Source organism: Paraburkholderia dinghuensis (assembly GCF_003837865.1).
GTDB classification, from domain to species: Bacteria; Pseudomonadota; Gammaproteobacteria; order Burkholderiales; family Burkholderiaceae; genus Paraburkholderia; species Paraburkholderia dinghuensis.
The window spans coordinates 71,269-93,120 of record NZ_RQIS01000015.1; the positions used below are offsets into that span (position 1 = coordinate 71,269).

A 21,852-nucleotide genomic window follows, 5' to 3' on the forward strand; every position below is an offset into this window, starting at 1 on the left:
CACAGCGTCTCCACTCACATCACTGAGCCTTGGCAACCATGAAGTCGACGGCTGCTTTCACTTCGTCGTCCTTCAGGCTCGAACCACCACCGCGCGGGGGCATCGTGCCGTTGTTGCCGGTGAAGCCACCGAGCGCGTGCTTGTACAGCGTCGGCTTGCCCTGCTTGATACGCGGAGCCCAGTCCGCCTTGTTGCCGAATACGGGTGCACCGCCTGCGCCCGTCTGGTGGCACATGAAGCAGACGCTCTTGAACACCTTTTCGCCATCCGCGGCATTTGCGGCCGGGGCTACGCTGGCCGCTGCAAGGGCGAATCCAAATGCTGCGAGCAAAACTTTACGATTTTTCATGATCTTCCTCATTAGGAGTTTCAGGATTGATGGGTCCGCGCTTCGACCGGATCGTGCGCAAACTACGCTTCAAAACCCAACAGCGGCTGTTCGAGCAGCCGGCTGATCAGCGTGCTGACGTTGCGCAACGGGTCCGCGCCGATCTCGGTGACGGGATCGTCGACGGCCCGGCCATCGGGAGTGTGAAGATGGTTCGGAAATGTGCCGAGCGTCTTGTGCAGCGGCGCGGTATCAATGCACATCCCGGCTTCGCCCCAGCGCCAGCTCATCACGTACTCAGCTGGGTCGACGATACGTACCGTCAACTCGACGCCGTTGGCGAGGCTCAAATCGAGCGCATCGCGACAAAGCGTGACCGACACCACCTGGCTCGCGTCGAACGCCGTCTCGATCGGTTCTTTCAGTTCAATATGCAGCATGATCAAAATCCTGTCGCCAGCACTTCGCGCAACTGTTCGCGAATGACTTCACGCGTTTCCAGAAGCGTCTTCGCGCTGAGGTAGTGTTCATAAGCCGGGTGTTCGCCCACCTTACCTTCCGCGATCATGGCGAGCAGCGCTGCCTCGTCGTCGGCACGGTAATTCGCGAGAATGGTCTTGCGGTCCTCACGCAGGTCGTAGAGCAAGCGGCTCAGCGACTCGATCTGCTTGGCCGCCTCCGAGGGCACGTTGTAAAAGAATTGCGTCATCTCAATGTCCTTACATGTTCTGGTCTTTGACCACGCCGCCATCGGTCGTCGCCATATCGCTTGTGATCTGATTGAAGTGATACAGCTTGCCGCCTTCGGATTTCACGAATTGCTCAGCGTCGCTTTCCTTTGCGAATGAAACGAAGGTCTGCCCCATCGCGCCAGCCTTTTTGGAGCCCACTACGTAAGTCGCCTGCGTCGCGTCGATCCAGTGGCCCTCCGGGTGCAGCCAGTCGGCTGCGCCCATGTCCTGCACGTACATCGCGCTGACCTTGCGGTCATGCTCCGGACGCAGATAGACCGAAAAGAGCCCGAGCGTGTCGCAGAAGAAGTCCGCGTGTCCGTCGGCATAGAGCATCTGGGCCTTCGGTCCCGGATACTCTTTGAGGCTCATTCCGTCGAGTACGCTGACCGTCGAATCGGTAATCTCGTGCGGCGCGGGCAGCGCGCCGGAATCGTTGTGGCATCCGGCAGCAAGGCCGAAGGCGAGCACCGTGACCGCCAGCGCGGCGATGCTCTTTAAGGTATGGTGCTTCATCGATTGAATCTCCAGGCAGCAAGGCCGAGCGGCGCCGCAATCCAGACGAGCATCACTGGGCCGAGAACGAACGGTTGTGCAAGCGCAGGCGGAAACACGCTGACGAGGCCATACATCGTGCGCAAATCGCCCGGACCGAAGATGTTCAGGATCCGGAAGATGTCGGCGGGATTGAGCATGAGCAGCACCGGAAACAGCGATCCGAGCACCGCACCGCCGGTCAGCACGAGCGCGCCGAGCAACATGAGGTCGTAGACGAGCACGAAGAAAAACCACAGTGCGATCGCAACACCGCTCGCCGAGGTCCGGCTTGCACAGAAAACCGACGCGGATACCGCGAGGCTCAGGAATACCCAGCCGAGCAGCACTGCGCTGATCACGAAGCCCGCGTACTGAAACCAGTCAGCGTTGGGCGCGCGCACGGCGATCACGATGCCGGCGAGACCGAAGCCGGCAAGCGTTGCGCAGCTCAGCGCCGCGGCGAGGCCCACGTACTTGCCGAGCAGCAGTTCGACACGCGTGACCGGATACGACAACAACAGGTTCAGGGTGCCGCGTTCGCGCTCGCCAACGATTGCGTCGAAGCCGAGAATCAGCGCGATCAGCGGCAGCAGATAGATCGTGAGGCTGACGAGGCTCGCGATCAGTGCCTCGACGCCGTGAAAGCCGACCGCTCCCTGCGTCGCCGCGCCGAAGTACGACGTTGCGAGCGTGAACACGCCGAACACAAGCGACACCGCAAGCACCCAGCGGTTACGGATGCGATCGCGGAATTCCTTGCCTGCGATCACGCGGATCTGGGTCCATGACGAGAAAATGGCCAGGCTCATGCATCCACCCCCATACAGCCAAGGAACACATCTTCGAGCGACGGCTCCTGAATTTGCAGATCCGCGATATGGCCGGACAGCGGCGACAGCGCTGCAATAGCCAACATTTTTGCTTCGCGCTGACATTCGAAGACGATGTGGCGACCGCGGATCGTCAGCTTTCCGAACGGTGTGCGCTGCAACGCCTCCACGAGCGCCCGCGTATCGTCCGAATGCGTGACGATTTCCATGGAGAGCGGCAGATTCGCCTCGCCGCGCAGTGCCGGCACGCTGCCGACCGCGCGGATTCGCCCGCCTTGCAGGATCGCCAGACGATCCACGCGCTGCTGGATCTCGGCAAGAATGTGCGATGTGATGACGATCGTCGTGCCCGCTTCCTGGCGCGTCTTCAGGATTTGATAGAACTCGCGGATGCCCTCTGGATCGAGACCGTTAGTCGGCTCGTCGAGAAACAGCAGCGCCGGATTGCCAAGCAGCGCTTGCGCGAAGCCAAGCCGCTGCTTCATCCCTTTCGAGTATTCGCGCACTTTCCGCGCCGCCGCGCCTTTGAGGCCGACCTGCTCGAGCAGAGGCATGCACTCCGCCGTGTCGACGCCCTTGAGCCGCGCGAAAAAGCGCAGCGTTTCGACGCCGCTCAGGTTGTCGTAAAGCACGATGTTTTCGGGCAGGTACCCGAGCCTGCGTTTGACCGCACGAAAACGCGGACCGGCGACGCTTTCGCCATCGACCTGCACGCATCCGGCGTCGGCGCTGAGAAGGCCGAGCATGAGCTGGAACAGCGTGCTCTTGCCCGCGCCGTTGCGGCCGATCAGGCCGAACATTTCACCCTTGCGAACCGCGAGGTCAACGCCCTGGAGCGCCAGCAGCGCGCCGTACGATTTTGTAACGCCAGTAAGTTCAATCATGTTGCCTCCCGACCCATTGCGACCACGCTGTGTGGGACGGCTGCATACGCGGTGCGCTGTCGACCACACTCGGCACCGACACAAGCGGGAATTGTTGAGCGATCAGGCGCAGCGACTGCACGGCGGGGCTGTTCATCAGCACGCTCACCGCGGGCACACGCCAGGTCAGCCGGTCGACGAGATCGTTCGCGGTATAAGGAATGTCGCCGATGCCGCGGCCGCGCCTGTCCCAGCCGTAATAGTTGCTCCAGTAATTGCCGGTCCACGCGACGTCCTTCGCGGCGACGTAGCGGATCTGCTCCTGGTTACGGATGAAGTCGTTGCCGGTCACATCGTTCTGGTACGACCCGCCCCACAGGTGCACGCCGACTTTGTTGTCCACGACGAGGTTGCCGCGCAGCGTGTTGTATTCGGCGTCGTAAATAAACAGGCCGCGCTGGTTTCCGGCGACGACATTGTTTTCGATGACCGAATCCTGCAGCGTGCGCAGCATGATTCCGTGGTCGGTGTTACCCCACACCCGGTTGTTCTTCACGACCTGATTGCGCGACTCCATGATCGCGAGGCCGCCCCGGTTGTGATACACCTCGTTGCCGTCCCATACGTTGTAATACGAATTCATGTAATGCGTTCCGTAGCGGACGTTGTGAATCGAATTACCTTTGAAGAGCGCGTTCCGCGACACATCGACGTAAATGCCGTCACGCGAATAGCTGATGGAGTTGCCGACGATCTGTGCACCCGTCGTGTTGTAAAGCTGGATGCCATTGCCGCGATCCGGAGAACGAAGGTCTCGTTTGCCGACGATAACGTTGTCGCTCACGTGCACGTCTGCCGAGCGTTCGATCCAGAGTCCGAACAGGTTGTAGACGAGCTCGCAATGGTCGATCTGGGCACGGTCAGCGCCGGGTTGCACATAGATGCCGGCGTTCTGCGCGGTCAGGTTGGCACCGCTGTTCACGATCGAGAGACCGCTGATCGTCACGTCCGGCGCCGTGATGCGGATGACGTCGCCTGTGTTGTGTCCGTCGATGATCGGCCGGTCAATGCCGCGCAACGTGAGGCGCTTGCCGATCTTGAGATTCTCATCGTAGCGTCCGCCATGGACGACGATGGTGTCGCCAGGCTTGGCCGCATCGATCGCTGCACCAATCCGCTCGCCGGGATGCACGGTGAGTGTGGCGGCGGCAACAGCGCGTACGAACAGCATCGCAAGCGCGGGCACCACGACAAGTCGGAACTGCGGCATTCTGAACTACCAGCGAAAGGTGTACTGCAATATTCAAATGAAGCCGGGTGGGCGGGCCGGGGCGTACACATCTTCCCCGGCCCGCCTGAGCCTTCACTACTGCATTGACGCGTTACGCTTCCACGATCATGCGCGAGCGCATTTCAAGGTGCAGCGCGTGGCAGAAGTTCGTGCAATAGGCCCAGTACACGCCCGGCTTGTCAGCAATGAATGTGACCGACTGGGTTTGTTGCGGGTGCACGACGAAGTTGACGTTGTGGAACGGGATTGCGAAGCCGTGCGTCAAGTCTTCGACCTTATCCAGGTTCGTCAGGATGACCGTGACTTCGTCGCCCTTCTTCACCGTCCACTCACGCAGACCGAACGTCGGAGCCTGCGACGTCAGATGGATCGTCACCTTCTTGCCGTTACGCTCGACGCGGCAGTCCTTCGGGCTCTTGACGGCCAGCGGGAACTCGTTGATGTCATAGACCTGACGCGTCTTGATGATGTCGCGGCGAACCATGATCGTGTCGTGCGGTTCCGGATACATCGGATGGTCGCCCACGAGCTTCATCTTGTCGCCGCTGATATCGATCAGCTGACCGTTTTCCGGGTGCAGCGGACCGACCGGCAGATAACGGTCCTTCGAGAACTTGTTGTCCGAAACGAAGTACTGACCGTCCGGCTGGTTCGTTTCGCCCATCGACGTGAAGCCGTGACCCGGCTGATAGTGCACGTCGATACGGTCGACGACCACCTTCGCGTCCTTGTCGCCCTTGTACGCCTTCATCGCTGCCTCGAGATCCCACTTGACGATCTGGCTGTCGAGGAACAGCGTGGTATAGACGAAGCCCTTGCCGTCGAAGCCCGTGTGGAGCGGTCCAAGACCGATTTCCGGCTCGGCGACGACTGCATCGCGCGGCTCTTTCAAACCACCGTCGAACCACTTGAGCATCAGTTCGTGCGAGATCACCGTGGCCGTCGGGGACAGCTTGCCGGCGCAGGCGTAGTACTTGCCGTCCGGCGAGATGTTCACGCCGTGCGGGTTCTTCGGAACCGGAACGTAGGCGGTCAGCGCGGTCTTCGGGTCGGGGTTGCCGGCCTTCGTGCCGTCCACAACCGGCACCTTCGAGTCGCCGACGTGGGTGAACTTGCCGGCCTTGATCGCTGCCTCGATGCGCGCGATGTTGAAGAACACGCACGAGTCGCGTTCCGCCGACATCATTTCTTCGTAGTGGACGCCGTTTTCCGTGTTGTACTGGTTCGAGCAGGCGAGCTTGCCGTCATACGAGGTCGCGACGAGGTCCATGTTGCCGTCGACGCGAACCTGCCAGCGCGGCTGCATCGTTTCAGCGTCGACGCAGGTGAACAGGCAGCCGTACTTCGTCGGATCGTTGAGATCGTGGCCGTTGTTCGGGAGCGGAATATGGAATTCGTTACCGCAGAACACGCGCGTCGAGTAGTTGATCTTCTCGTCAACCGGGTCGCGCTTGTCCGGGAAGATGCCATGGAAACCCTGCACGTTCGGCAGCGTCGTCATCGCATCGCATTCCATCGTGTCGAGACGAATACGCGCGATACGCGCATTGATCTTGTCGTTGACGAAAATGTATTTGCCGTTGTACAGGCCGTCCGTGTACGTCATGTGGACGTGGTGCGTATCGCCGGTAATGAAGTTCAGCTGACCGTTCGGCCGCGTGCCGATGATCTTCCGCGATTCGTTCGTGATGCCCCAACCCGACATACAGTCGACGTTGAACACCGGAATCTTGCGGATTTCGCGTCCCGACGGAAAGCCGATAACGCGCACATCGCCCGAGTGCCCGCCGCTCGAAAAGCCGTAGTACGTATCGAGCTTGCCGGGATGCACTTCATACTTATCCCAGTTGATGGAGGAGTCAGCGCTCGCACCGCTTGCGCCGCTGCTTGCATTGCCCGGTGCCGCTGCCGTAGCGTCGTTGCTGCCCTTGTTGCAGCCGGCCAGACCCAGCGTCAGGCTGGCGCCTGCCAGACCCGCAACCGCGGAAGAAGCAAGGAACTTCCGACGCCCCAGGATTGCTGCCTTTTCAGTTTCTTTTGAGATTGTCATCACGCTCTCACTCGTCAATTCGTTTCACATCTACCAATCGTCTCGAGGCCAGAGAACAAAAATCTCTCGGCTTCGAGGTAACTAACCACACTCCAAACCTATGCAGTTTGATAACTCGCTTTCGCTACCCCCTTGCTAATAAGGGCCATCGTTATCCCAATAATGGGCGGAAGAATATCCTGCAGGCACGTAGTGTGGCGTACCGCCCGTCAATGCGAATTGACTTATCTTAATAAATGATGCGCTTCAAATGCGACATTTGTGAGCCCTGTGGCGATCGGTCGCGACACCCATCCAACAGTGCGTCAAAACGCCCAGTTTGATGAGAATCAAACGGGTGTATAACCATCCCAAAAAACGTAACGACGAGTCATCGCAGCGAATCAGATTGCCAGTCTGCCGAGCGTAAAAAACTGTCTGGAGCATTGGCAAATTGTTCACTTTCCGAAGAATCATCCTGATTTCGCTGGCCGTTATTTTTGCCATCTCCGCCGGACTCTGGGCAACGCTCCGGGCGCCGGAAGTCTACGTTCAAGGCACTTACGTTTTCGGCACTCGCGTGCAGCTGGCGCTTTATGGCGTACCGCTCGATCAGGCGCAGCAGGACACCAACGCAGTCTTCGCGCATTTCCAGGCCATGCATCGCGAGATGCACGCGTGGCAGCCGTCTGAGGTCACCCGGCTCAACCAGAGCATCGCAGCGGGTGAGCCATTCCAGGCGTCCGCGGACCTGGCGCAGATTCTGCGCGCGGCGCGGCAGCTGTCAGTCGACACAAACGGATTGTTCGACCCCGGTATCGGCAAGCTCATTCGGCTATGGGGCTTTCAGGCCGATCAATTCGACGTAAAGCCGCCATCGCGCGACGCGGTACAGCGCGAGTGGGCGCGGCACGCCAGCATCGCGGATCTCGATATTTCGCCGTCCGGTGTCGTCAGGAGTGCAAACCGTGCCGTCGCGATCGATTTCGGCGGATACGCGAAGGGTTGGTCTCTGGACGACGCCGCCGCGATACTGAAGCAGCGCGGCGTGGAAAATGCATTGATCGACGTGGGCGGCAACCTGCTCGCGCTCGGAAGCAAGGGCGGCACGCCGTGGCAAGTCGGTATCCAGGACCCGCGCAAACCGGGGTCACTCGCGACGCTCGAACTGCGCGACGGCGAAGCAATCGGCACGAGCGGCGACTACGAACGCTTCTTCGAGTCCAATGGTGTGCGCTATTGCCACATCCTCGATCCGCGCACGGGCTTTCCCGCCACGCAGAGCGAGTCGGTGACGGTGCTCGTCAAACCCGGTCCGCATGCGGGCGCATTGTCCGATGGCGCAAGCAAGCCACCGTTCATCGCTGGTTCTGCGGCGGCGATGTCGCTTGCGCGCAAGATCGGCGTCGAAGCAGTGTTGATAGTCGACGCTCAGGGGCACGTGTGGGCGTCTGCGCCCATGGCGGCGAGGCTGCATTTCGCGGATCCGTCGCTGCGCCCCACGCTACTCAATTGAACGGCCAGTATCTCCACCATGCCGGACGCACCCTGTATCGACCTGCGAAATGTGAGCTTTAGCCGCGGCGAGCGCGCAATTCTTAACGACGTCAGCGTGACGATCGGTAGCGCCGGACTCGTGGCGATCGTTGGATTGAACGGCGCTGGCAAAACGACGCTGCTCTCGCTTCTGGCCACGCTCGCCGCACCGGACAGCGGGAGCATCTTCATCGACGGTATCGACGCAATCGCGATGCCTGCGCAGGTGCGTTCGAAAATCGGCGTCGTGTTTCAGGAATCCGCGCTGGAACCGCGTCTGAGCGCACACGACAATTTGCGTTTCATCGCGCAATGCCAGGGATTGAGGGGCCGTGCTGCGCGGCAGCGTGTCGATGAGTTGCTGACGGCGCTCGGGCTCGAAGCGCTCGCGGCCACACGGGTCCAGCGCCTCTCTGGCGGGCAGCGCCGTCGGCTGGAACTTGCGCGCGCACTTATCGCACGGCCGCGTGTGCTGTTGCTCGACGAACCTACGCTTGGTCTCGATGTCGCCGCACGACATGTCTTCTGGTCCGAAATCAGGACGCTCGTCGGCGACGGTCATACCGTCCTGTGCTCGACACACCATGCCGACGAGGCAAGCGACGCCGATCGCGTCATCGTGATGCATCAAGGAAGTGTGCTCGCGGATGGCCCGTGGCGCGCACTGTGCGCGAACATTCCCGGCACGATCCGGCTCGGCGTGCCGAGCAGCGAAGACGCGCGGCGGTGGCTTGGCGAAGCGGGGTATGTCGCGACCGTTCGCGAGGATGGCGTTGAGATTTGGGTCGCTAATCCGCAGGCCGCGTTGCCGGCCCTGCTGCAACGCATTCCGTGCAGCGTCTCCAGCGCGGAAATCGAGGCGCCCAGGCTCATTGACATCGTTGAGCACTGGAGCCGCGCGCGCCACGACGAACCACGCCGCGCAATCCGCATGACCCACGCAACAGGAAGGGCATACGCATGAGCAACGTGCTCGCGATCGTGTGGTTCGACCTGAAGCGGTTCTGGGCATCGCCGCTGCGGATCGCGCTCGGCCTCACGCAGCCGCTGCTGTATCTATTCGTTCTGGGCGCCGCGCTCAGGAGCGGCACCTACGCGGAGGTCAGCGGCTATCAGGCGTACATCTTTCCGGGCGTCGTCGGCCTTTCGTTGATGTTCACGGCCATCTCAGCCGCAGTCGGCATCGTGCACGACCGGCAAACCGGCCTTCTGAACGCTCTGCTCGTCTCACCGGTGAAACGCGTCGAGATCGCGGCTGGCAAGATAGGCGCCGGTGCGGTTGTCGCGTTGGTGCAAAGCGCGCTGCTGCTCCCATTCTCGCCGACAATCGGCATCGGTCTGACGATGCCGCGCCTCGCCCTCCTTGTCATGGCAATGGCGCTTGCCTCACTTGCCTTCTCGGCACTCGGACTCGCGCTCGCACTGCCGTTCCAGTCGGTGATCGTGTTTCCAGTCGTATCGAACACGCTGCTGCTGCCCATGTTTTTCCTTTCGGGCGCGCTCTATCCACTCGATCTCGCGCCCGACTGGATCCGGCTTGCCGCCGTATTCGACCCCGCCGCTTATGCCGTCGATTTGATGCGCGGCGTTTTGACAACGCAGTTCGTAGTCACGCCGGCACGCTCGGTGGCAACACTCGCGGCCTGTCTGATCGCGGCGGGCTGGCTCGTCGTGCGCAGGATCAGTCGGCGCAATGCGTAATCGTGGTGATTTAAAGGAGAGTTTCCATGGGTGAATTCAGTATCTGGCACTGGCTTATCGTTTTGCTGATCGTGGCGCTGGTGTTCGGCACGAAGAAGCTGCGCAATATCGGCGGCGATCTTGGCGGTGCCGTGAAGAGCTTCAAGGAGGGAATGCGCGAGGGTGAGGCGCCGGCGCAGCACGGAGAACTGGTGCACGCCGACGTCGTCGATGTCAACGCAAAAGAAGCGGCACGCCGACCGGAGGAATATCGATGATGCGTGACGCGCAGTGGCCGGAAACAGCTTCGTGCCATCGCGAGTGACGACGGGTTCTGCATTCGTTGGCGGCAGAAGCGCTTCTGGTTATATCGAACGCTACGCCAGCCGCCATCGCTATCGCGGCAAAACCCCTAGAAGTAGTGACGGAGGCCCACTGTCGCGCCGAACTGTGTGGTGCTGATGGTCGGCGACTGCCCGTTGACGCCCACGAGCTGCGCGCCCACGAGGCCGTCGCGGTAGACCGCGTAGTCGACTTCCGCGTACAGCATGGTGCGCTTCGACAGACTGTAGCCGGCGATCGCCTGGAATTGCCGCGCGTGGCCGTCGAAGTCCGACGTATAGCCGGACTGCGCGGTCCACCAGGTGTTGATCGCGGCGGTCAGCGTCGGCGAGATTTTGTAGGTGAATCCAAACAGCCCCATTTTTCGCTTGTTGAATCCCCCAGGCTGCGTCGGATCGACGACCTGTATCGGCGAGATGATGCCGAGCCCCGCGAGATCGATCGGGCCGAACGGACCGTTCGAGAACGAAGTGAAGTTGTTGTCGCGTGCGTTCTCGATATATCCGGCGTTGAAGGTTGCATTGCCGAGCGTCACCGTACCGCCGACGGTGTAGATGTCGAACTTTGCATGGCTGTTGTCGTCCCAACTGCGCAGGAACGCCGCGCCGAACGTGAACGGTCCCTTGTCGGGTGCATAGGCGACGCCCGCGCCTGCCTGGCTGCCCTGCGTGCCGCTGCCCGCGTGCCCGCCGAGCGCGTATTGGGCGAGCACGTACAGGTCGCCGAACTGCGCGCCATACTGGACCATGTTGCTCGTGCGCGCGGCTGCCAGCATGGTCATTTCCGGTTTGAACAGGTTGAAGTACGGATCCTGCGGACCGGCCCACAGATTCGATCCATACGCGAGCGACACCGTCTCGAACGCGACGTTGTACTGCCGGCCGAGCATCAGTTCGCCGAACTTCTGCGACACAAGTCCCACATAGGCAACCTGGAAGAAGTTGTCCGAACCCGCCGGTACGATGCTGCCGCTATTCGGCCCGAAGTGGCTCTCGAGCTGGAACTGGACCTGCAGGTCGGTATCGATCTGCTCCTGGCCCTTGAGACCCCAGTAGCTCTCAGTCAGTCCGCCCCCGTCCGTCATCGACACCTTCGTGCCCGTCGACACCGGCATGCCGTCCGGCCCGTAGCTCACGCCGTGCGTTTCATAGCGAATGCCTGCGTCGAGCACGCCATACAGCGTGACGCTGCTTTGTGCGTGTGCTGTGACACCGGCGAGCGCCATCGCCGCGCAGCACGCCACGCGGATACTTTCTTTTCGTTTTTTCATTTTGGTCTCCGAAGTTATAAGCTTCTTGTTATAGAAAATCGCTTCTTTACCCCCAACTCACGCCGTCGTTCCAGACTGCGTCGCCGCCGGCGTGTCAGGTCACGCCACGCGCGGCAGACGACATGCTGGCTATGCATGGATCGCTCGAAGCACCTGTAAATCAGCAGTGAGCAGGATTCCGCATGCCCCTTCCGGCAGCGCGACGCTTGACCGATCTGATCCGGACGGTCCGTCATATCTTAAGGATGCCTTATGCTGTGGCGGACACCCGTCGCTCGCGCATCCTTCGCAGCGGCAGTGTGGCGAGCGCGGCGAAGAAGATGCTTGCGAGCGGCACGGCCGTTGCGTTGTCGCCCTGCACGAGGAGCGACGCCGCGAGCGGTCCGAACGCGCTGCCGATCAACTGCGCGGCGGGAACGAGACTCGCCAGACGGCCACTCGGGTCGGCCTGGAACGCGAGCGCGACATGAAACGGCAGCGCGAAAAGCCAGACGAAACCGAACAGCAGGCTCGCGACGCCAAACACCAGTGCGTGTCCCGCCGACATCCAGTGCACCGTCGTCAAGGCGGCGATGAATATGAGGGAGGCGCAGAACACAACCGGCCTCGCTCCGACGCGGCGAGCAAGCAGCGACGCCGCGGTGCCGCCCAGGACCTGCGCCGCCAATACGCCTGAAATCAAGGTCTGGGACGAGCGGCCATCCAGCCCGGCGACCTTGCCCAACGGTTCCATATAGGCCCAGAAGGCACCCACCGCCGCGAGTTGCAGGAATGCGACGAGCAGCGGCAGCAACAGGGCTGGAGACCAGCGGAAGTCCCCTGTGGAACCGGACGCGAGCGGGGACAACGTGGCGGGCTGGACAAACGCCAGGCCGCAGGTCAGCAGCGATAGTCCGGCCAGCGTCTCGAAACCGCCTTGCCAACCCGCGCGCGGAATGACGAGGTTGGCGAGGACCGCACCGACCAGCGCCTGACCGAGAGTCTGCACGACGAAGAAGATCGCGGCGACGCGGGTTGGATTGGCGCTACGCACCACCACGCCGGTGGTGCCCCAGACCAGCAAACCTTCCGCCAGGCCGGCGCACGCACGCACGGCGAGCATCGGACCGTCACCCGAAGCGTGCGTCGTCAGCAGATCGAACGCGGCGCTCGACAAGCCCGCAATAATCGCAACTCGTCTTAGCCACGACACTGGCACGAGCAGATCGCCGAGCGCCACGCCGAGGCCGAGCGTCACGATCTCGCCCATCGCCACGAGACCCACACCCTCGAGCGTCACGCGCTTCGCGTCGACCAGTTCACCCAGCAGGATCGGCTGGATCCCGATCATCAGAAGCGCAATGGTTCCGATCGCAAGCGCGGCGCTCACTTGCACCGCGGAAAATCCGCTTGCGGTATTCGTCGTTTTCATGTGGTCTCCCCCTTTGTTATTGATGCCTTCAATAACTCCGACTTTCCTCAGGCAGCATTCCCTGCTGGATGCGCTCCATCGCACGTCGCTCGTCCTTCATCAGACGTCCATTCGCTACGCTGCGCACGAGCCATGGCAACTGCTTCACGCGTGAACCAGCTGCCATGGCGAGCACAAACGCCTTGGCGCATTTCTCGAACAGTTCGGCATTCAGCGCGAGGCGGGTCGCTGTCATGCCCAGACAGATCGGATCCCCTTGCACGATTAGCGCATTGGTCCCGCCGCCCAGCGCCCGCTTGACCTCGCGAACGTGCCCGACCGCGGGACGCATGCGACCGAGATGACGTACCTGCTCATCGAATACGCCCGGCATCGCGTCGCCCGAGTGAGCCAGCAAGCGGCCGAACGTCCCGCCGCCGACGCCGATCGCGCCCACGTCTTTTCGCGCGGCATAGATCGCAAGATGAAGATCGCTGCCGGGAACCGCCGTGGCCGTATCGTCCACGGCGATCCTGCGGGGTGCGTTGTCGGTAGCGGCACCGAACCACATGGCGTCCGTCCCCGGGATTCGCAGCGAAAGGCTTGCGTGTGACGGTCCGAGCAACTGTTTTGCGACAAGACGGTCGCGCGTCTGTACCCACTGTGCCTCGAGCATCTGTTCGACCGACATGATTCAAACCAGCCTGAAAACGTCTTCGAAGCGATTCAGCGCGTCGTCGACGACCTCGTCGGTATCCGCGAAACTGGTGTAGATCCGGCTTCCGGCGAGCGTGATCAAACCGTGTGCCGTATAGGCCGCGCCCATCTCCTCCATCATGGTTTTGCGCGCCCTGGCTTCATTTTTCACACGGATCAGCTTGACGATGTTGCTCGTATCCAGCAGGAGCACGCCCGATGTCTGCAGGTGCACGATGGAGCCCATGTTGTACGTCACGTAGGGCAGCCCGAGGCGTTCGATGATTTCGGCAAGACCCTGGCACAGGCGCTCGCCTGCACGCCCGGCGACGCCGGCCGCATTCACGCGTTGCGCCTCGAGCAGCGCGTGGTAGCCCGCAGCACACGAGAGCGGATTCGCCGACAGCGTGCCGCCGACGAATGCACGGCGCGACGTAGTGCCGATTCCGCCGACCAGCAGCATCATCACTTCTTTGCGCCCACCGATCGCGCCCGCCATCGGATAGCCGCCGGTCAGGCACTTGCCGAGCACGGTCAGATCGGGGGTCACGCCGAAGTAGGCTTGCGCGCCGCCCATTCCGGCGCGAAAGCCGGTGACCACCTCGTCGAAAATCAGCAGCGCGCCGAATTCATCGCACAGTGCGCGGACCTGGCGGTTGTAGTCGCGATGCACGGGCCGCGTTCCGCTTTCCGGCCCGAACGGCTCGACCAGCACGGCAGCCGTCCCGCCACGCAGGCGATTGAGTTGAAGCTTGCGGCGCAGCGCGTCGAGATCGTTGGGATGGCACTCCTGGGTGTGGGCCGTCGCGCCGCGCGGAATGCCCACCGCCTCCATGCGGCCCGTTCCGGGCAAGCGCATGCCGAACACCAGTTGATCGCTCCAGCCGTGGTACGCGCCGCCGATTTTGACGACCCATTTTTTCCGGGTGTAGGCGCGGGCGAGACGAACCGCCCCCATCACGGCTTCCGTGCCGGAACCCAGTAACCGCACCATCTCGACGCCCGGCATGGACTGGCACACCAGTTCCGCGAGCTTCACCTCATATTCGTGCAGCAGACCGGTGACAGGGCCGCACGTGTCCAGCACTTCGTTCACTTTCTGCCGCACGGCCGGATGATTGGAGCCGAGGAGCGTCGGCCCGCCCGCCTGGAGGAAGTCGATATAGCGATTTCCGTCCACGTCCGTCATGTGTGCCCCTTCGGCCTGTGCGATAGCAAGGGGAAACGGATGATTGAATGCAAGGTTGTGCTGGACGCCGCCGGGAATGACGGCCTTTGCTTCGTCCGCCAGCTGTTTCGAACGCCTGCAACGCTCATTGAAGTAACGCATCACCTGGTCCATCGCGTCGGCGCGGATGGGCCGCATCGGTTGCCGGACTAGCGCGTCGAACCGGCGGTACAGGTTATCCACGTCGGGCCACGTCGGGATCGCAGGTAATGCGGCGTTGGCGTCGGCGGCTGAGTTGCCGAACGAATGGGCGATGACGGTGTTGCTCATGGCGTGTCGGTCCGATCGAATGGAGAGGTTTCTGCAAGTGCGCTCGCCACTTGCAGCAAGATGGTCCGTTGTCTGGGTTCGCGCGCGGCGCGCGCCTCGATCATGTGCGTCAGATGCATGCGAGTCAGGGTCTCGAGATGTTCGACCGCTTCGACGGCGGCAGTCGGACTCGCCCCGCAGCACAGCACGCCATGGTTCAACATCAAGTACGCCTGAATGTCTTCGCGCAGCGCGCGGGCCAGCTTTGACGACAACCAGCCGCTCCCCGAAGGCGCATAGCCGATCACCGGAACCCGCGATCCAAGCGATCGGCGCAGGGGACCTTCCGGCACGTCCAGCGGCTTCCCCAGCAACGCACATGCGCTTGCCACGGGCTGATGCGTGTGAATGCTGCACTGAACGTCGGCGCGAGCGCGCAGCACGCGCGCGTGCAGACCGCTTTCCACCGACGCGGCCCGCCCGCCTTCCATACGCTTCAGATCGTCAAGACGCAGCACGCAGACGTCGGCGGCGCTCATTGTGGCGTAGTCCGTCGCCGACGGGGTCACGGCGAACCGGTCCGTGCCGATCCGGATGGCGATGTTGCCGCCCGTGCCCGCGAGGTAGCCGCGACGCGATAGTCCGTTGCAGAGATCGACTACGGCCTGGCGTACGTAAAAGGTGCTCATGCGGTCGTCACCGTGGGTGCGTTCAGGCGGCGATAGAGGGGCGCGAGGCGTGCGCGCACTTCCTTGAAGGCCCCGAACTTGTCGCCGTACAGGCGCCGCAGGGCGGTTGCCGGTTCATACGTGCGCCGGATCCTGCGTAGCGCGGAAAGGTCGCTGAAGCGCAACGCACCCAACCCCACACCGGCGATGAACGTCGCTCCGATCGCGTTGGCCTGGATCGGCCTCGCGAGTTGACGAACCGGTTGTCCAGTCACGTCCGCAATAATCTGGCACCACACGTCGGATTGCGCTCCCCCGCCCACGGCTGTGATGGTTCCGGCGTCGCGGCCCAGAAAGCGTGAGAAGGGTTCCAGCATCCAGCGCGTGTTCAGCGCGACGCCTTCGAGGAACGCCCGGAAGATGTCCTCGCGCGAGTGCTCGAGCGACAGGTTGAACAGCCCCGCGCGCAGGCACGGATCGTCGACCGGCGTGCGCTCGCCTTGCAGCCACGGGGTGTAGATCAGCCCGCGCGCGCCAGCGGGTACGCGCGCCGCGATCTGGTTCAACACCTCGTACACGGCCGGGTGCTCTTCGTCGCTCGCGAGTTCGTCCGGGTGATAGAGGATACGCTCGCGCAGGAACGTAAGATTCGCGCCCGCAGTCGATTGCAGCGCCATCGCGAGGTAGCGCCCATCCCGGGCGCAGGGCACCGCGGCGATCTTGTTCCGGACGTCGGTCTTCATCGACGGAACATGCGCACCGAGCCACGACGACGTGCCGAGATACAGATGGGTCTCGAAGTCGTCGACGGCCGCGCCGACCGCCACTGCCGAGTTGTCTACGGCGCCGGCCACGACAGCGGTCCCGGCATCGAGCCCGAGTGACGCCGCGACGTCCGGCAAAAGCGTTCCGATAATATCAGTAGACCTTACTATCTCAGGCAGTTTGTCCGCATCGATACGCAGCATGCGCAACAGGCTGTCATCGTACTTCACATGATCGACGTCCCGATTGTCCGTGACCCACGTGGTCAGGATCGAATCCCGAGTCGTGCAGAACCGGCCGGTCAGCCGCAGGTTCATGAAGTCCAGGACGTTCAGGAACTTGTAGGTTCGGTCGTACCGTTCCGGTTCGTGGTCGCGCAGCCAGGCGATGTGCCCGGCGCAGTCCCGCCCGGAAAGCGACGGTGCGCCGCCGGTCAGGCGCAGCCAGCGCCAGAGCTTCAACGGGCCATAGCCCTCGATGTTTGGCCCGCGTCCGCGCGCACGCCGCGCCATGGGCGCCGCGCCGCGCGAATCGAGCCAGGTCATTGCCGGGCCGATGCTTCGGTGATCGCGGTCCACGCAAACCGTTCCTTCCGATTGCGTCGAACAGCACACGGCCAGCACACGGCGACGCAATCCGGCTTCCCTGGCGAACAGTTCGTTAGCGCTTTCCAGAAAGGCCGCCCACCACGCGTTCGGGTCCTGCTCGGCCGCGCCCGCCTCGACATGCAACGGCACGGAGCGAAACGACCATCCATGCACGTCTCCGTCAAGGTCGACCAACGCGCATTTGCAGCCGGACGTTCCCAGATCGACGGCCAGCACCAACCCGCTTTTAGCTTCCATTCGTCTTGTCTCGATCACCCAGGCAAGCCGGGTTGTCCGTTGCACGGAAACTGGCTGAGTCGTTCAGGCTGAAAAGATGGCGCGCAGTAGCACGGCTAGCTCCCACGGGCATGATTACTTGCAAACCGGCGTAGCCGGCAACGCAGCAACATGAGTGAGTTGCTCGGTCTCTCCAAGCATTTCGATACCCACGAACGCACGCAGATAGAGATTCCCGGACTTCACACGAACGATTCCTTTGTATTTTTTCTTGTCGCGTGGATCGTAGACCCAGCCATCGCGCCACGCACCGTCGTTGTATCGCCCCAACTGGGCAATGCGGATGCCGCACGTGTCGGTCGGCGTACCGGCATCCCTGTCCCAGACGATGCTCCCGCACAACGCGCCTCCCGGGGCATCGCACGGCTTGAATTCGATCACGGCGTCGTGCTCCGCAGTCATCCAGAGGCCGTTGGCGTCGTCGGCACTGTCGGCTGCGAATGCCGTTGAGACCAACGCGAGGGTGCTGGCGAAAAGCAGTGCTGTCCTGACTTTCACGATGAAGTTCCTTGGCAGGGAAAGAACCGTTCGGGGGAAAGAAGGTTATGCTTCAACCAAAACAATAGTCATCGCTAATATATAGTCATGACTATCTTTTCGCGCAGTATATAGCGATCACTATCTTTTTGGTGAGCGCCGCTCCCTGGGACAATCCCGGACGCGGCGCACAGACATGCATGCAATGAAAACCGACCGCAAACAGAAGCCATCGCTCTCGACGAAGATGCAACCGGCCCAGCAACGGGCCGCCGAAACATACGAGCGCATACTCGAAGTGGCCGCGCAGACGCTCGCCGATGTTGGAATCGAACGCCTCTCGACGAACATGGTTTGCGAGCGCGCGAGCCTGACGCCTCCGGCGCTGTATCGCTACTTCCCAAACAAGTACGCGCTGCTGTCCGAACTCGGACAACGGCTGATGCAGCGGCAAAACGAACGGATCGAGCGCTGGATCTCGCCGGGGTTGTTCGACGGCACAGTCGCGGACCTCGAGCGTGCTCTGGAGGGGCTGATCCTGGATACCTACGCCGCGACCGAGCAAGCCGTGGGCGGGGTGTGGATCATGCGCGCCATGCGTGCCGTCCCGGTCCTGCAGGACGTGCGTCTCACCTCGCACGCAAAGGTCACAAAAATGCAGACCCAGCTGCTGTCGCAGGTACTTCCGGATGCGCCCAGGGCCGAGCTGGAGCTCACCTGCCGCATCGCGGTCGAGCTGATTTACGCTACGGTCGAGATGCTGTTCGACGAGCGTCAAGACACGGCCGCGGTAGCCCGTACGGTGGCAAGCATGATCGCGAGCCAGCTGGAACAGCTGCGCTCGCGCAACGAAGCGGGTACACGGAAACGATCACGGAAGGCGCCCGCGCGCGCTTGATTCGCGTCGGCCTCGCGTGCTGCGAACACATCGCTGCGACAGGCGCTGCGCGTACGGTACGGTTACCACTCTAGGTATCGACACAGCCGCACTTCCCGGACCTCGTCGTCAGCGTTCCGCTCGAGGCGCTGGCCACCTACGACTTCACCGTCCGCGCGAAGGCGACAGGCCTCTCACCAAATACCACGTACTACTATCGGTTCAACGCAGACGCTGACATGGGCGCCACAGGTATCGCGCGCACGGCCCCGGATCCGGACGACGCCAACACTCAGGTTCGCTTCGCGTGGTTCAACTGTCAGGACTGGAGCGTCAGCGCGCACCGTCGGTATAATTCGCGTCCCTCACGCCAGGTCAATCTCCGGTGCGCGGGCGGAACACCCACACTTCATCCCTGCCTCCATTCCACGCGGCGACCTCCCGCTCAGAACTTGAAGCGCAACTGAAACCCGATCGTGAACGGAAGATCGTCGGAAGGGATCGGAGGAATCACGATGAAATTCACGCCCACGCGCTTGTACGCCACCATCACGACCGGGGCCGCGACCGGACCGACGCTGTGATTGTGTCCAAGCCCCCAGTTGCCGTAGTTGTAGCCGGAGATGATGCCGCCCATCGCGGCTAGGCGCACATAACCCCAGTGCAGCAACTCCGGCGCCCAGATCCCGCCGCCGTAAAACGAAGGCCGCCGCAGCGAATTGCGAAAGCCACCCGCCGTGAGCCCCCACGTCTGACCTGGCCAGCATTCGATGCCGAGCCCCGGATTGAATTGCTCGAAATCCTTGTCGGGATGGATGTGGTAAGAGGCCACCATCGCATCGACCCACAAACCGCCGCTACACCAGTCGGCTGCGCACGCACCGGTTGCCGCGCCGAGCGCGAGCGCGCCGCACGCCGTCATGCCGATTGCCTTTATCGTCGCCTTGCCCCCGTATTTCTGCCAAAAACGCATGCGTATTGATCCTCTCTTGCGCCGATCCGCTTCGGGTCGTCTGGTTCAGGTCTGCGCGCACTTTACCGCAACCCGTTTCATATGCAATGGAGAATCTGCCCGGACCGGTCCGCGCGGAGAGTCCGCGCCGACCTCTATTACGCCCGATCCGAAAGTCAACGCGATAAACGCGGCGTGACGCGCCTTACAAACCGAGGTCACTCAGGCCCGGATGATCGTCGGGACGACGGCCGGGCGGCCAGTGGAAGAGACGGTCCTTCGCGGCAATCGGCAAGTCGTTGATCGACGCAAATCGGCGTGCCATCAGGCCGTTCTCGTCGAATTCCCAGTTCTCGTTGCCGTACGAGCGAAACCAGTTACCTGAATCGTCGTGACACTCGTAGGCGAAGCGCACCGCGATGCGGTTCTCCGTAAAAGCCCACAGTTCCTTGATGAGCCGGTAATCGAGTTCACGCGCCCACTTGCGCGAAAGGAATTCGGCGATCGCCTCGCGGCCCGTGATGAATTCAGCACGATTGCGCCAGACGCTTTGCGGCGTGTAGGCCAGCGCCACGCGTTTCGGATCGCGCGTATTCCACGCGTCCTCCGCTGCGCGCACCTTCTGGATTGCGGTCTCGCGTGTGAACGGCGGGAGCGGCGGACGGACTTCAGCGGTGTCACTCATGATCTTTCTCCTCGGAACGAGCGGTGCGCCGGGCGGGCGACCGCGATGGGGGACGACTGCGGAACGTGCGCGTACGGGTGAACGCATCGAGCAACTGCCTCGCAGCCGCGCGCGCATCGAGCGCGGCATCGGCGTCGCCGCTCACCAACGCGACGCCGATCGCACCGTCGATCAGGATCAGCCACTGACGCGCGAGACGCGCGGCGTGACGTCGATCCATTTCGTTCGCGGCCACGAGGGCATCGCACTGCTCGCGCACGAAGGCAAGCAGCCGCGCCTTGTGCTCGCGCGCGATGAGCCGGACGGGATCGTCAGGCGATGCCGTTTCGCCTGCCGCGTTCAGAAATGCGCAACCGTGAAAATCGTCGGATGCGAACCACTCGCGCAGAACATCGAACATCGCAATCAGGCGCGTGCGAGGCGCGCGTGCGCGCTTGAGTGTGCCGTCGACGAACCAGCGCATCCAGCGCTCGTCGCGCCGCGTCAACGCCGCGGCGACCAGTGCGTCCTTCGACTCGAACCAGTTGTAGAAGCTCTTTCGCGCGGCGCCCGCCTCGCGGACAATCGCGTCGACGCCGGTGGCGTGAATGCCGCCTGCGTAGATCAGCGCTTCGGCGGCATCGAGCAGGCGCTCGCGGGCGTCGAGCTGCGAGGCGGCGGTCGGGTTCATGCTGCAATCTCCATCATCACACACGCCGCCCGCGCCGGGCCGGCGGCTTTGTGCGTTGCTTTGTGCATTGTGTCGACGGAGAACGATCGTTCTCCACCGCGCGAGTGTAGAACGATCATTCTCCCGAATCAAGCGGAGAAAAATCCTCGCCCGGGTGTTGCGTGGAATAGATGGAAGCCCCGACGCGTTAACATCGAGGCAACGAGGGAGATGATATGAAAGAAAAACACATTACCGGCAGGAGGCGTCGCGCCTGCTGTGCGGCGCTGGGAGCGGCGTGCCTGCTCTGGGCGTGCACGCCGCTGCGCGTTGTCACTCACAGCGTGAGCACCACGGAGACGGCCGTGCCGGCCGGCCGCTACGAACTGGACGCACATCACTGGAGCGTGGTGTTCGACGTCGATCACCTGCACTACTCGCGCTTTGTCATGCGCTTCGACCGTGCCAGCGCGCACCTCGACCTGAGCGCGAGTGGACTTGACAATGCGACGGTCGAGGCAACCATCGACGCATCCAGTCTCGACACGAACGTGCCTCAACTGGACCAGATGGTGAAAGGAACGCAGATGCTGGACGTGGCGCGCTATCCGCAGATCCGCTTCGTCAGCACACGTTTCGACCGCGCGGATAAGGCACGTGGCTCACTCACCGGCAATCTGACGATTCGCGACGTCACCCAGCCGGTCACGCTGGACGTGACCTTCAATGGTTACGCGCCGAATCCGCTGACGAAGCAGCCAACCGTGGGCTTCACCGCGACGGGCCATTTCAGCCGGGCGAAGTTCGGACTGACGACCTGGTATCCGGCGGTCGGCGACGATATCAACGTGCGAATCGAGGCCGAATTCGAACAGCCGGCCAGGGCGAATTGAGT

At 62.4% G+C, this 21,852-nt stretch carries 24 protein-coding genes and 1 pseudogene; 7 read left to right on the forward strand and 18 right to left on the reverse strand.

Features of this window, described 5'->3' with window-relative positions; translation table 11 throughout:
- Positions 1 to 19: 19 nt before the first annotated feature.
- The 8 genes from D1Y85_RS19720 to nosZ all read right to left on the reverse strand — a co-directional run bounded on the left by D1Y85_RS19720 (position 20) and on the right by nosZ (position 6,630).
- Positions 20 to 349 carry a c-type cytochrome gene (locus tag D1Y85_RS19720; RefSeq protein ID WP_124152758.1) on the reverse strand — a complete coding sequence of 110 codons (330 nt, stop codon included), beginning with the start codon at positions 347 to 349 and terminating at the stop codon, positions 20 to 22.
- A 62-nt stretch (positions 350 to 411) separates the two neighbouring features.
- A complete protein-coding gene (locus tag D1Y85_RS19725) occupies positions 412 to 768 on the reverse strand; it encodes a hypothetical protein (RefSeq protein ID WP_124152759.1) in 357 nt (118 codons plus the stop codon).
- Between the two features lie 2 nt (positions 769 to 770).
- Entirely contained in the window at positions 771 to 1,037 is a 267-nt protein-coding gene (locus D1Y85_RS19730; RefSeq protein ID WP_124152760.1) for a hypothetical protein, read from the reverse strand.
- A 10-nt stretch (positions 1,038 to 1,047) separates the two neighbouring features.
- On the reverse strand, positions 1,048 to 1,575 hold the full coding sequence (locus D1Y85_RS19735; RefSeq protein ID WP_124152761.1) for a nitrous oxide reductase accessory protein NosL: 528 nt from the start codon (positions 1,573 to 1,575) through the stop codon (positions 1,048 to 1,050).
- Positions 1,572 to 2,405: an ABC transporter permease gene (locus D1Y85_RS19740; RefSeq protein WP_124152762.1), complete on the reverse strand. Its 834-nt coding sequence runs from the start codon at positions 2,403 to 2,405 to the stop codon at positions 1,572 to 1,574. The genes D1Y85_RS19735 and D1Y85_RS19740 overlap by 4 nt, the downstream gene beginning before the upstream one ends.
- Positions 2,402 to 3,310, reverse strand: coding sequence for an ABC transporter ATP-binding protein (locus D1Y85_RS19745; RefSeq protein WP_124152763.1), 909 nt, complete (start codon positions 3,308 to 3,310; stop codon positions 2,402 to 2,404). The genes D1Y85_RS19740 and D1Y85_RS19745 overlap by 4 nt, the downstream gene beginning before the upstream one ends.
- The gene (locus D1Y85_RS19750) at positions 3,303 to 4,559 is read right to left on the reverse strand and encodes a nitrous oxide reductase family maturation protein NosD (RefSeq protein ID WP_124152764.1); all 1,257 of its coding nucleotides are present in this window, start codon (positions 4,557 to 4,559) and stop codon (positions 3,303 to 3,305) included. Before D1Y85_RS19750 ends, D1Y85_RS19745 begins: the two co-directional genes overlap by 8 nt.
- A gap of 112 nt (positions 4,560 to 4,671) precedes the next feature.
- Positions 4,672 to 6,630 carry a TAT-dependent nitrous-oxide reductase gene (nosZ, locus tag D1Y85_RS19755; protein WP_124152765.1) on the reverse strand — a complete coding sequence of 653 codons (1,959 nt, stop codon included), beginning with the start codon at positions 6,628 to 6,630 and terminating at the stop codon, positions 4,672 to 4,674.
- A 451-nt stretch (positions 6,631 to 7,081) separates the two neighbouring features.
- Here nosZ and D1Y85_RS19760 point away from each other — a divergent pair, with 451 nt between their 5' ends.
- Genes D1Y85_RS19760 through tatA form a run of 4 tightly spaced genes read left to right on the forward strand, consistent with a single transcriptional unit; the run spans position 7,082 to position 10,103 of the window.
- The gene (locus D1Y85_RS19760; RefSeq protein ID WP_425466956.1) at positions 7,082 to 8,125 is read left to right on the forward strand and encodes an FAD:protein FMN transferase; all 1,044 of its coding nucleotides are present in this window, start codon (positions 7,082 to 7,084) and stop codon (positions 8,123 to 8,125) included.
- Between the two features lie 18 nt (positions 8,126 to 8,143).
- Complete coding sequence (gene ccmA, locus D1Y85_RS19765) at positions 8,144 to 9,109, forward strand: heme ABC exporter ATP-binding protein CcmA (RefSeq protein ID WP_124152767.1); 966 nt, start codon at positions 8,144 to 8,146, stop codon at positions 9,107 to 9,109.
- The gene (locus tag D1Y85_RS19770; RefSeq protein WP_124152768.1) at positions 9,106 to 9,846 is read left to right on the forward strand and encodes an ABC transporter permease; all 741 of its coding nucleotides are present in this window, start codon (positions 9,106 to 9,108) and stop codon (positions 9,844 to 9,846) included. Before ccmA ends, D1Y85_RS19770 begins: the two co-directional genes overlap by 4 nt.
- Positions 9,847 to 9,872: 26 nt before the next feature.
- Positions 9,873 to 10,103 carry a Sec-independent protein translocase subunit TatA gene (tatA, locus tag D1Y85_RS19775; RefSeq protein WP_124152769.1) on the forward strand — a complete coding sequence of 77 codons (231 nt, stop codon included), beginning with the start codon at positions 9,873 to 9,875 and terminating at the stop codon, positions 10,101 to 10,103.
- 134 nt (positions 10,104 to 10,237) lie between these two features.
- On the opposite strand, the gene D1Y85_RS19780 is transcribed toward tatA, so the two are convergent.
- The 7 genes from D1Y85_RS19780 to D1Y85_RS19810 all read right to left on the reverse strand — a co-directional run bounded on the left by D1Y85_RS19780 (position 10,238) and on the right by D1Y85_RS19810 (position 17,815).
- Positions 10,238 to 11,437, reverse strand: coding sequence for a porin (locus D1Y85_RS19780; protein ID WP_124152770.1), 1,200 nt, complete (start codon positions 11,435 to 11,437; stop codon positions 10,238 to 10,240).
- Between the two features lie 250 nt (positions 11,438 to 11,687).
- Complete coding sequence (locus D1Y85_RS19785; RefSeq protein WP_124152771.1) at positions 11,688 to 12,848, reverse strand: MFS transporter; 1,161 nt, start codon at positions 12,846 to 12,848, stop codon at positions 11,688 to 11,690.
- Between the two features lie 28 nt (positions 12,849 to 12,876).
- The gene (locus D1Y85_RS19790) at positions 12,877 to 13,518 is read right to left on the reverse strand and encodes a hypothetical protein (protein ID WP_124152772.1); all 642 of its coding nucleotides are present in this window, start codon (positions 13,516 to 13,518) and stop codon (positions 12,877 to 12,879) included.
- A gap of 3 nt (positions 13,519 to 13,521) precedes the next feature.
- Positions 13,522 to 15,021, reverse strand: a complete 1,500-nt coding sequence (locus tag D1Y85_RS19795; RefSeq protein WP_124152773.1) for an aspartate aminotransferase family protein — start codon at positions 15,019 to 15,021, stop codon at positions 13,522 to 13,524.
- Positions 15,018 to 15,689 carry a class II aldolase/adducin family protein gene (locus tag D1Y85_RS19800; RefSeq protein ID WP_124152774.1) on the reverse strand — a complete coding sequence of 224 codons (672 nt, stop codon included), beginning with the start codon at positions 15,687 to 15,689 and terminating at the stop codon, positions 15,018 to 15,020. The genes D1Y85_RS19795 and D1Y85_RS19800 overlap by 4 nt, the downstream gene beginning before the upstream one ends.
- Positions 15,686 to 17,278 (reverse strand): xylulokinase, encoded by a 1,593-nt coding sequence (locus D1Y85_RS19805; protein WP_124152775.1) that lies wholly within the window; start codon positions 17,276 to 17,278, stop codon positions 15,686 to 15,688. Before D1Y85_RS19805 ends, D1Y85_RS19800 begins: the two co-directional genes overlap by 4 nt.
- Positions 17,279 to 17,392: 114 nt before the next feature.
- Positions 17,393 to 17,815, reverse strand: coding sequence for a DUF2147 domain-containing protein (locus tag D1Y85_RS19810; protein WP_124152776.1), 423 nt, complete (start codon positions 17,813 to 17,815; stop codon positions 17,393 to 17,395).
- A 184-nt stretch (positions 17,816 to 17,999) separates the two neighbouring features.
- On the opposite strand from D1Y85_RS19810, the gene D1Y85_RS19815 reads away from it, so the two are divergent.
- Entirely contained in the window at positions 18,000 to 18,692 is a 693-nt protein-coding gene (locus tag D1Y85_RS19815; RefSeq protein WP_124152777.1) for a TetR/AcrR family transcriptional regulator, read from the forward strand.
- Positions 18,693 to 18,778: 86 nt separating this feature from the next.
- Positions 18,779 to 19,138: pseudogene (locus tag D1Y85_RS19820) on the forward strand (PhoD-like phosphatase N-terminal domain-containing protein); the annotation flags it as partial.
- Here D1Y85_RS19820 and D1Y85_RS19825 read toward each other — a convergent pair.
- The 3 genes from D1Y85_RS19825 to D1Y85_RS19835 all read right to left on the reverse strand — a co-directional run bounded on the left by D1Y85_RS19825 (position 19,117) and on the right by D1Y85_RS19835 (position 20,978).
- Positions 19,117 to 19,593 carry a hypothetical protein gene (locus D1Y85_RS19825; RefSeq protein ID WP_124152838.1) on the reverse strand — a complete coding sequence of 159 codons (477 nt, stop codon included), beginning with the start codon at positions 19,591 to 19,593 and terminating at the stop codon, positions 19,117 to 19,119. The pseudogene D1Y85_RS19820 and the gene D1Y85_RS19825 sit on opposite strands and share 22 nt — an antisense overlap.
- A 235-nt stretch (positions 19,594 to 19,828) precedes the next feature.
- Entirely contained in the window at positions 19,829 to 20,308 is a 480-nt protein-coding gene (locus tag D1Y85_RS19830) for a nuclear transport factor 2 family protein (RefSeq protein ID WP_124152778.1), read from the reverse strand.
- Complete coding sequence (locus D1Y85_RS19835; protein ID WP_124152779.1) at positions 20,301 to 20,978, reverse strand: TetR/AcrR family transcriptional regulator; 678 nt, start codon at positions 20,976 to 20,978, stop codon at positions 20,301 to 20,303. Before D1Y85_RS19835 ends, D1Y85_RS19830 begins: the two co-directional genes overlap by 8 nt.
- Before the next feature lie 215 nt (positions 20,979 to 21,193).
- Here D1Y85_RS19835 and D1Y85_RS19840 point away from each other — a divergent pair, with 215 nt between their 5' ends.
- A complete protein-coding gene (locus tag D1Y85_RS19840) occupies positions 21,194 to 21,850 on the forward strand; it encodes a YceI family protein (protein ID WP_124152780.1) in 657 nt (218 codons plus the stop codon).
- Positions 21,851 to 21,852: the final 2 nt, after the last annotated feature.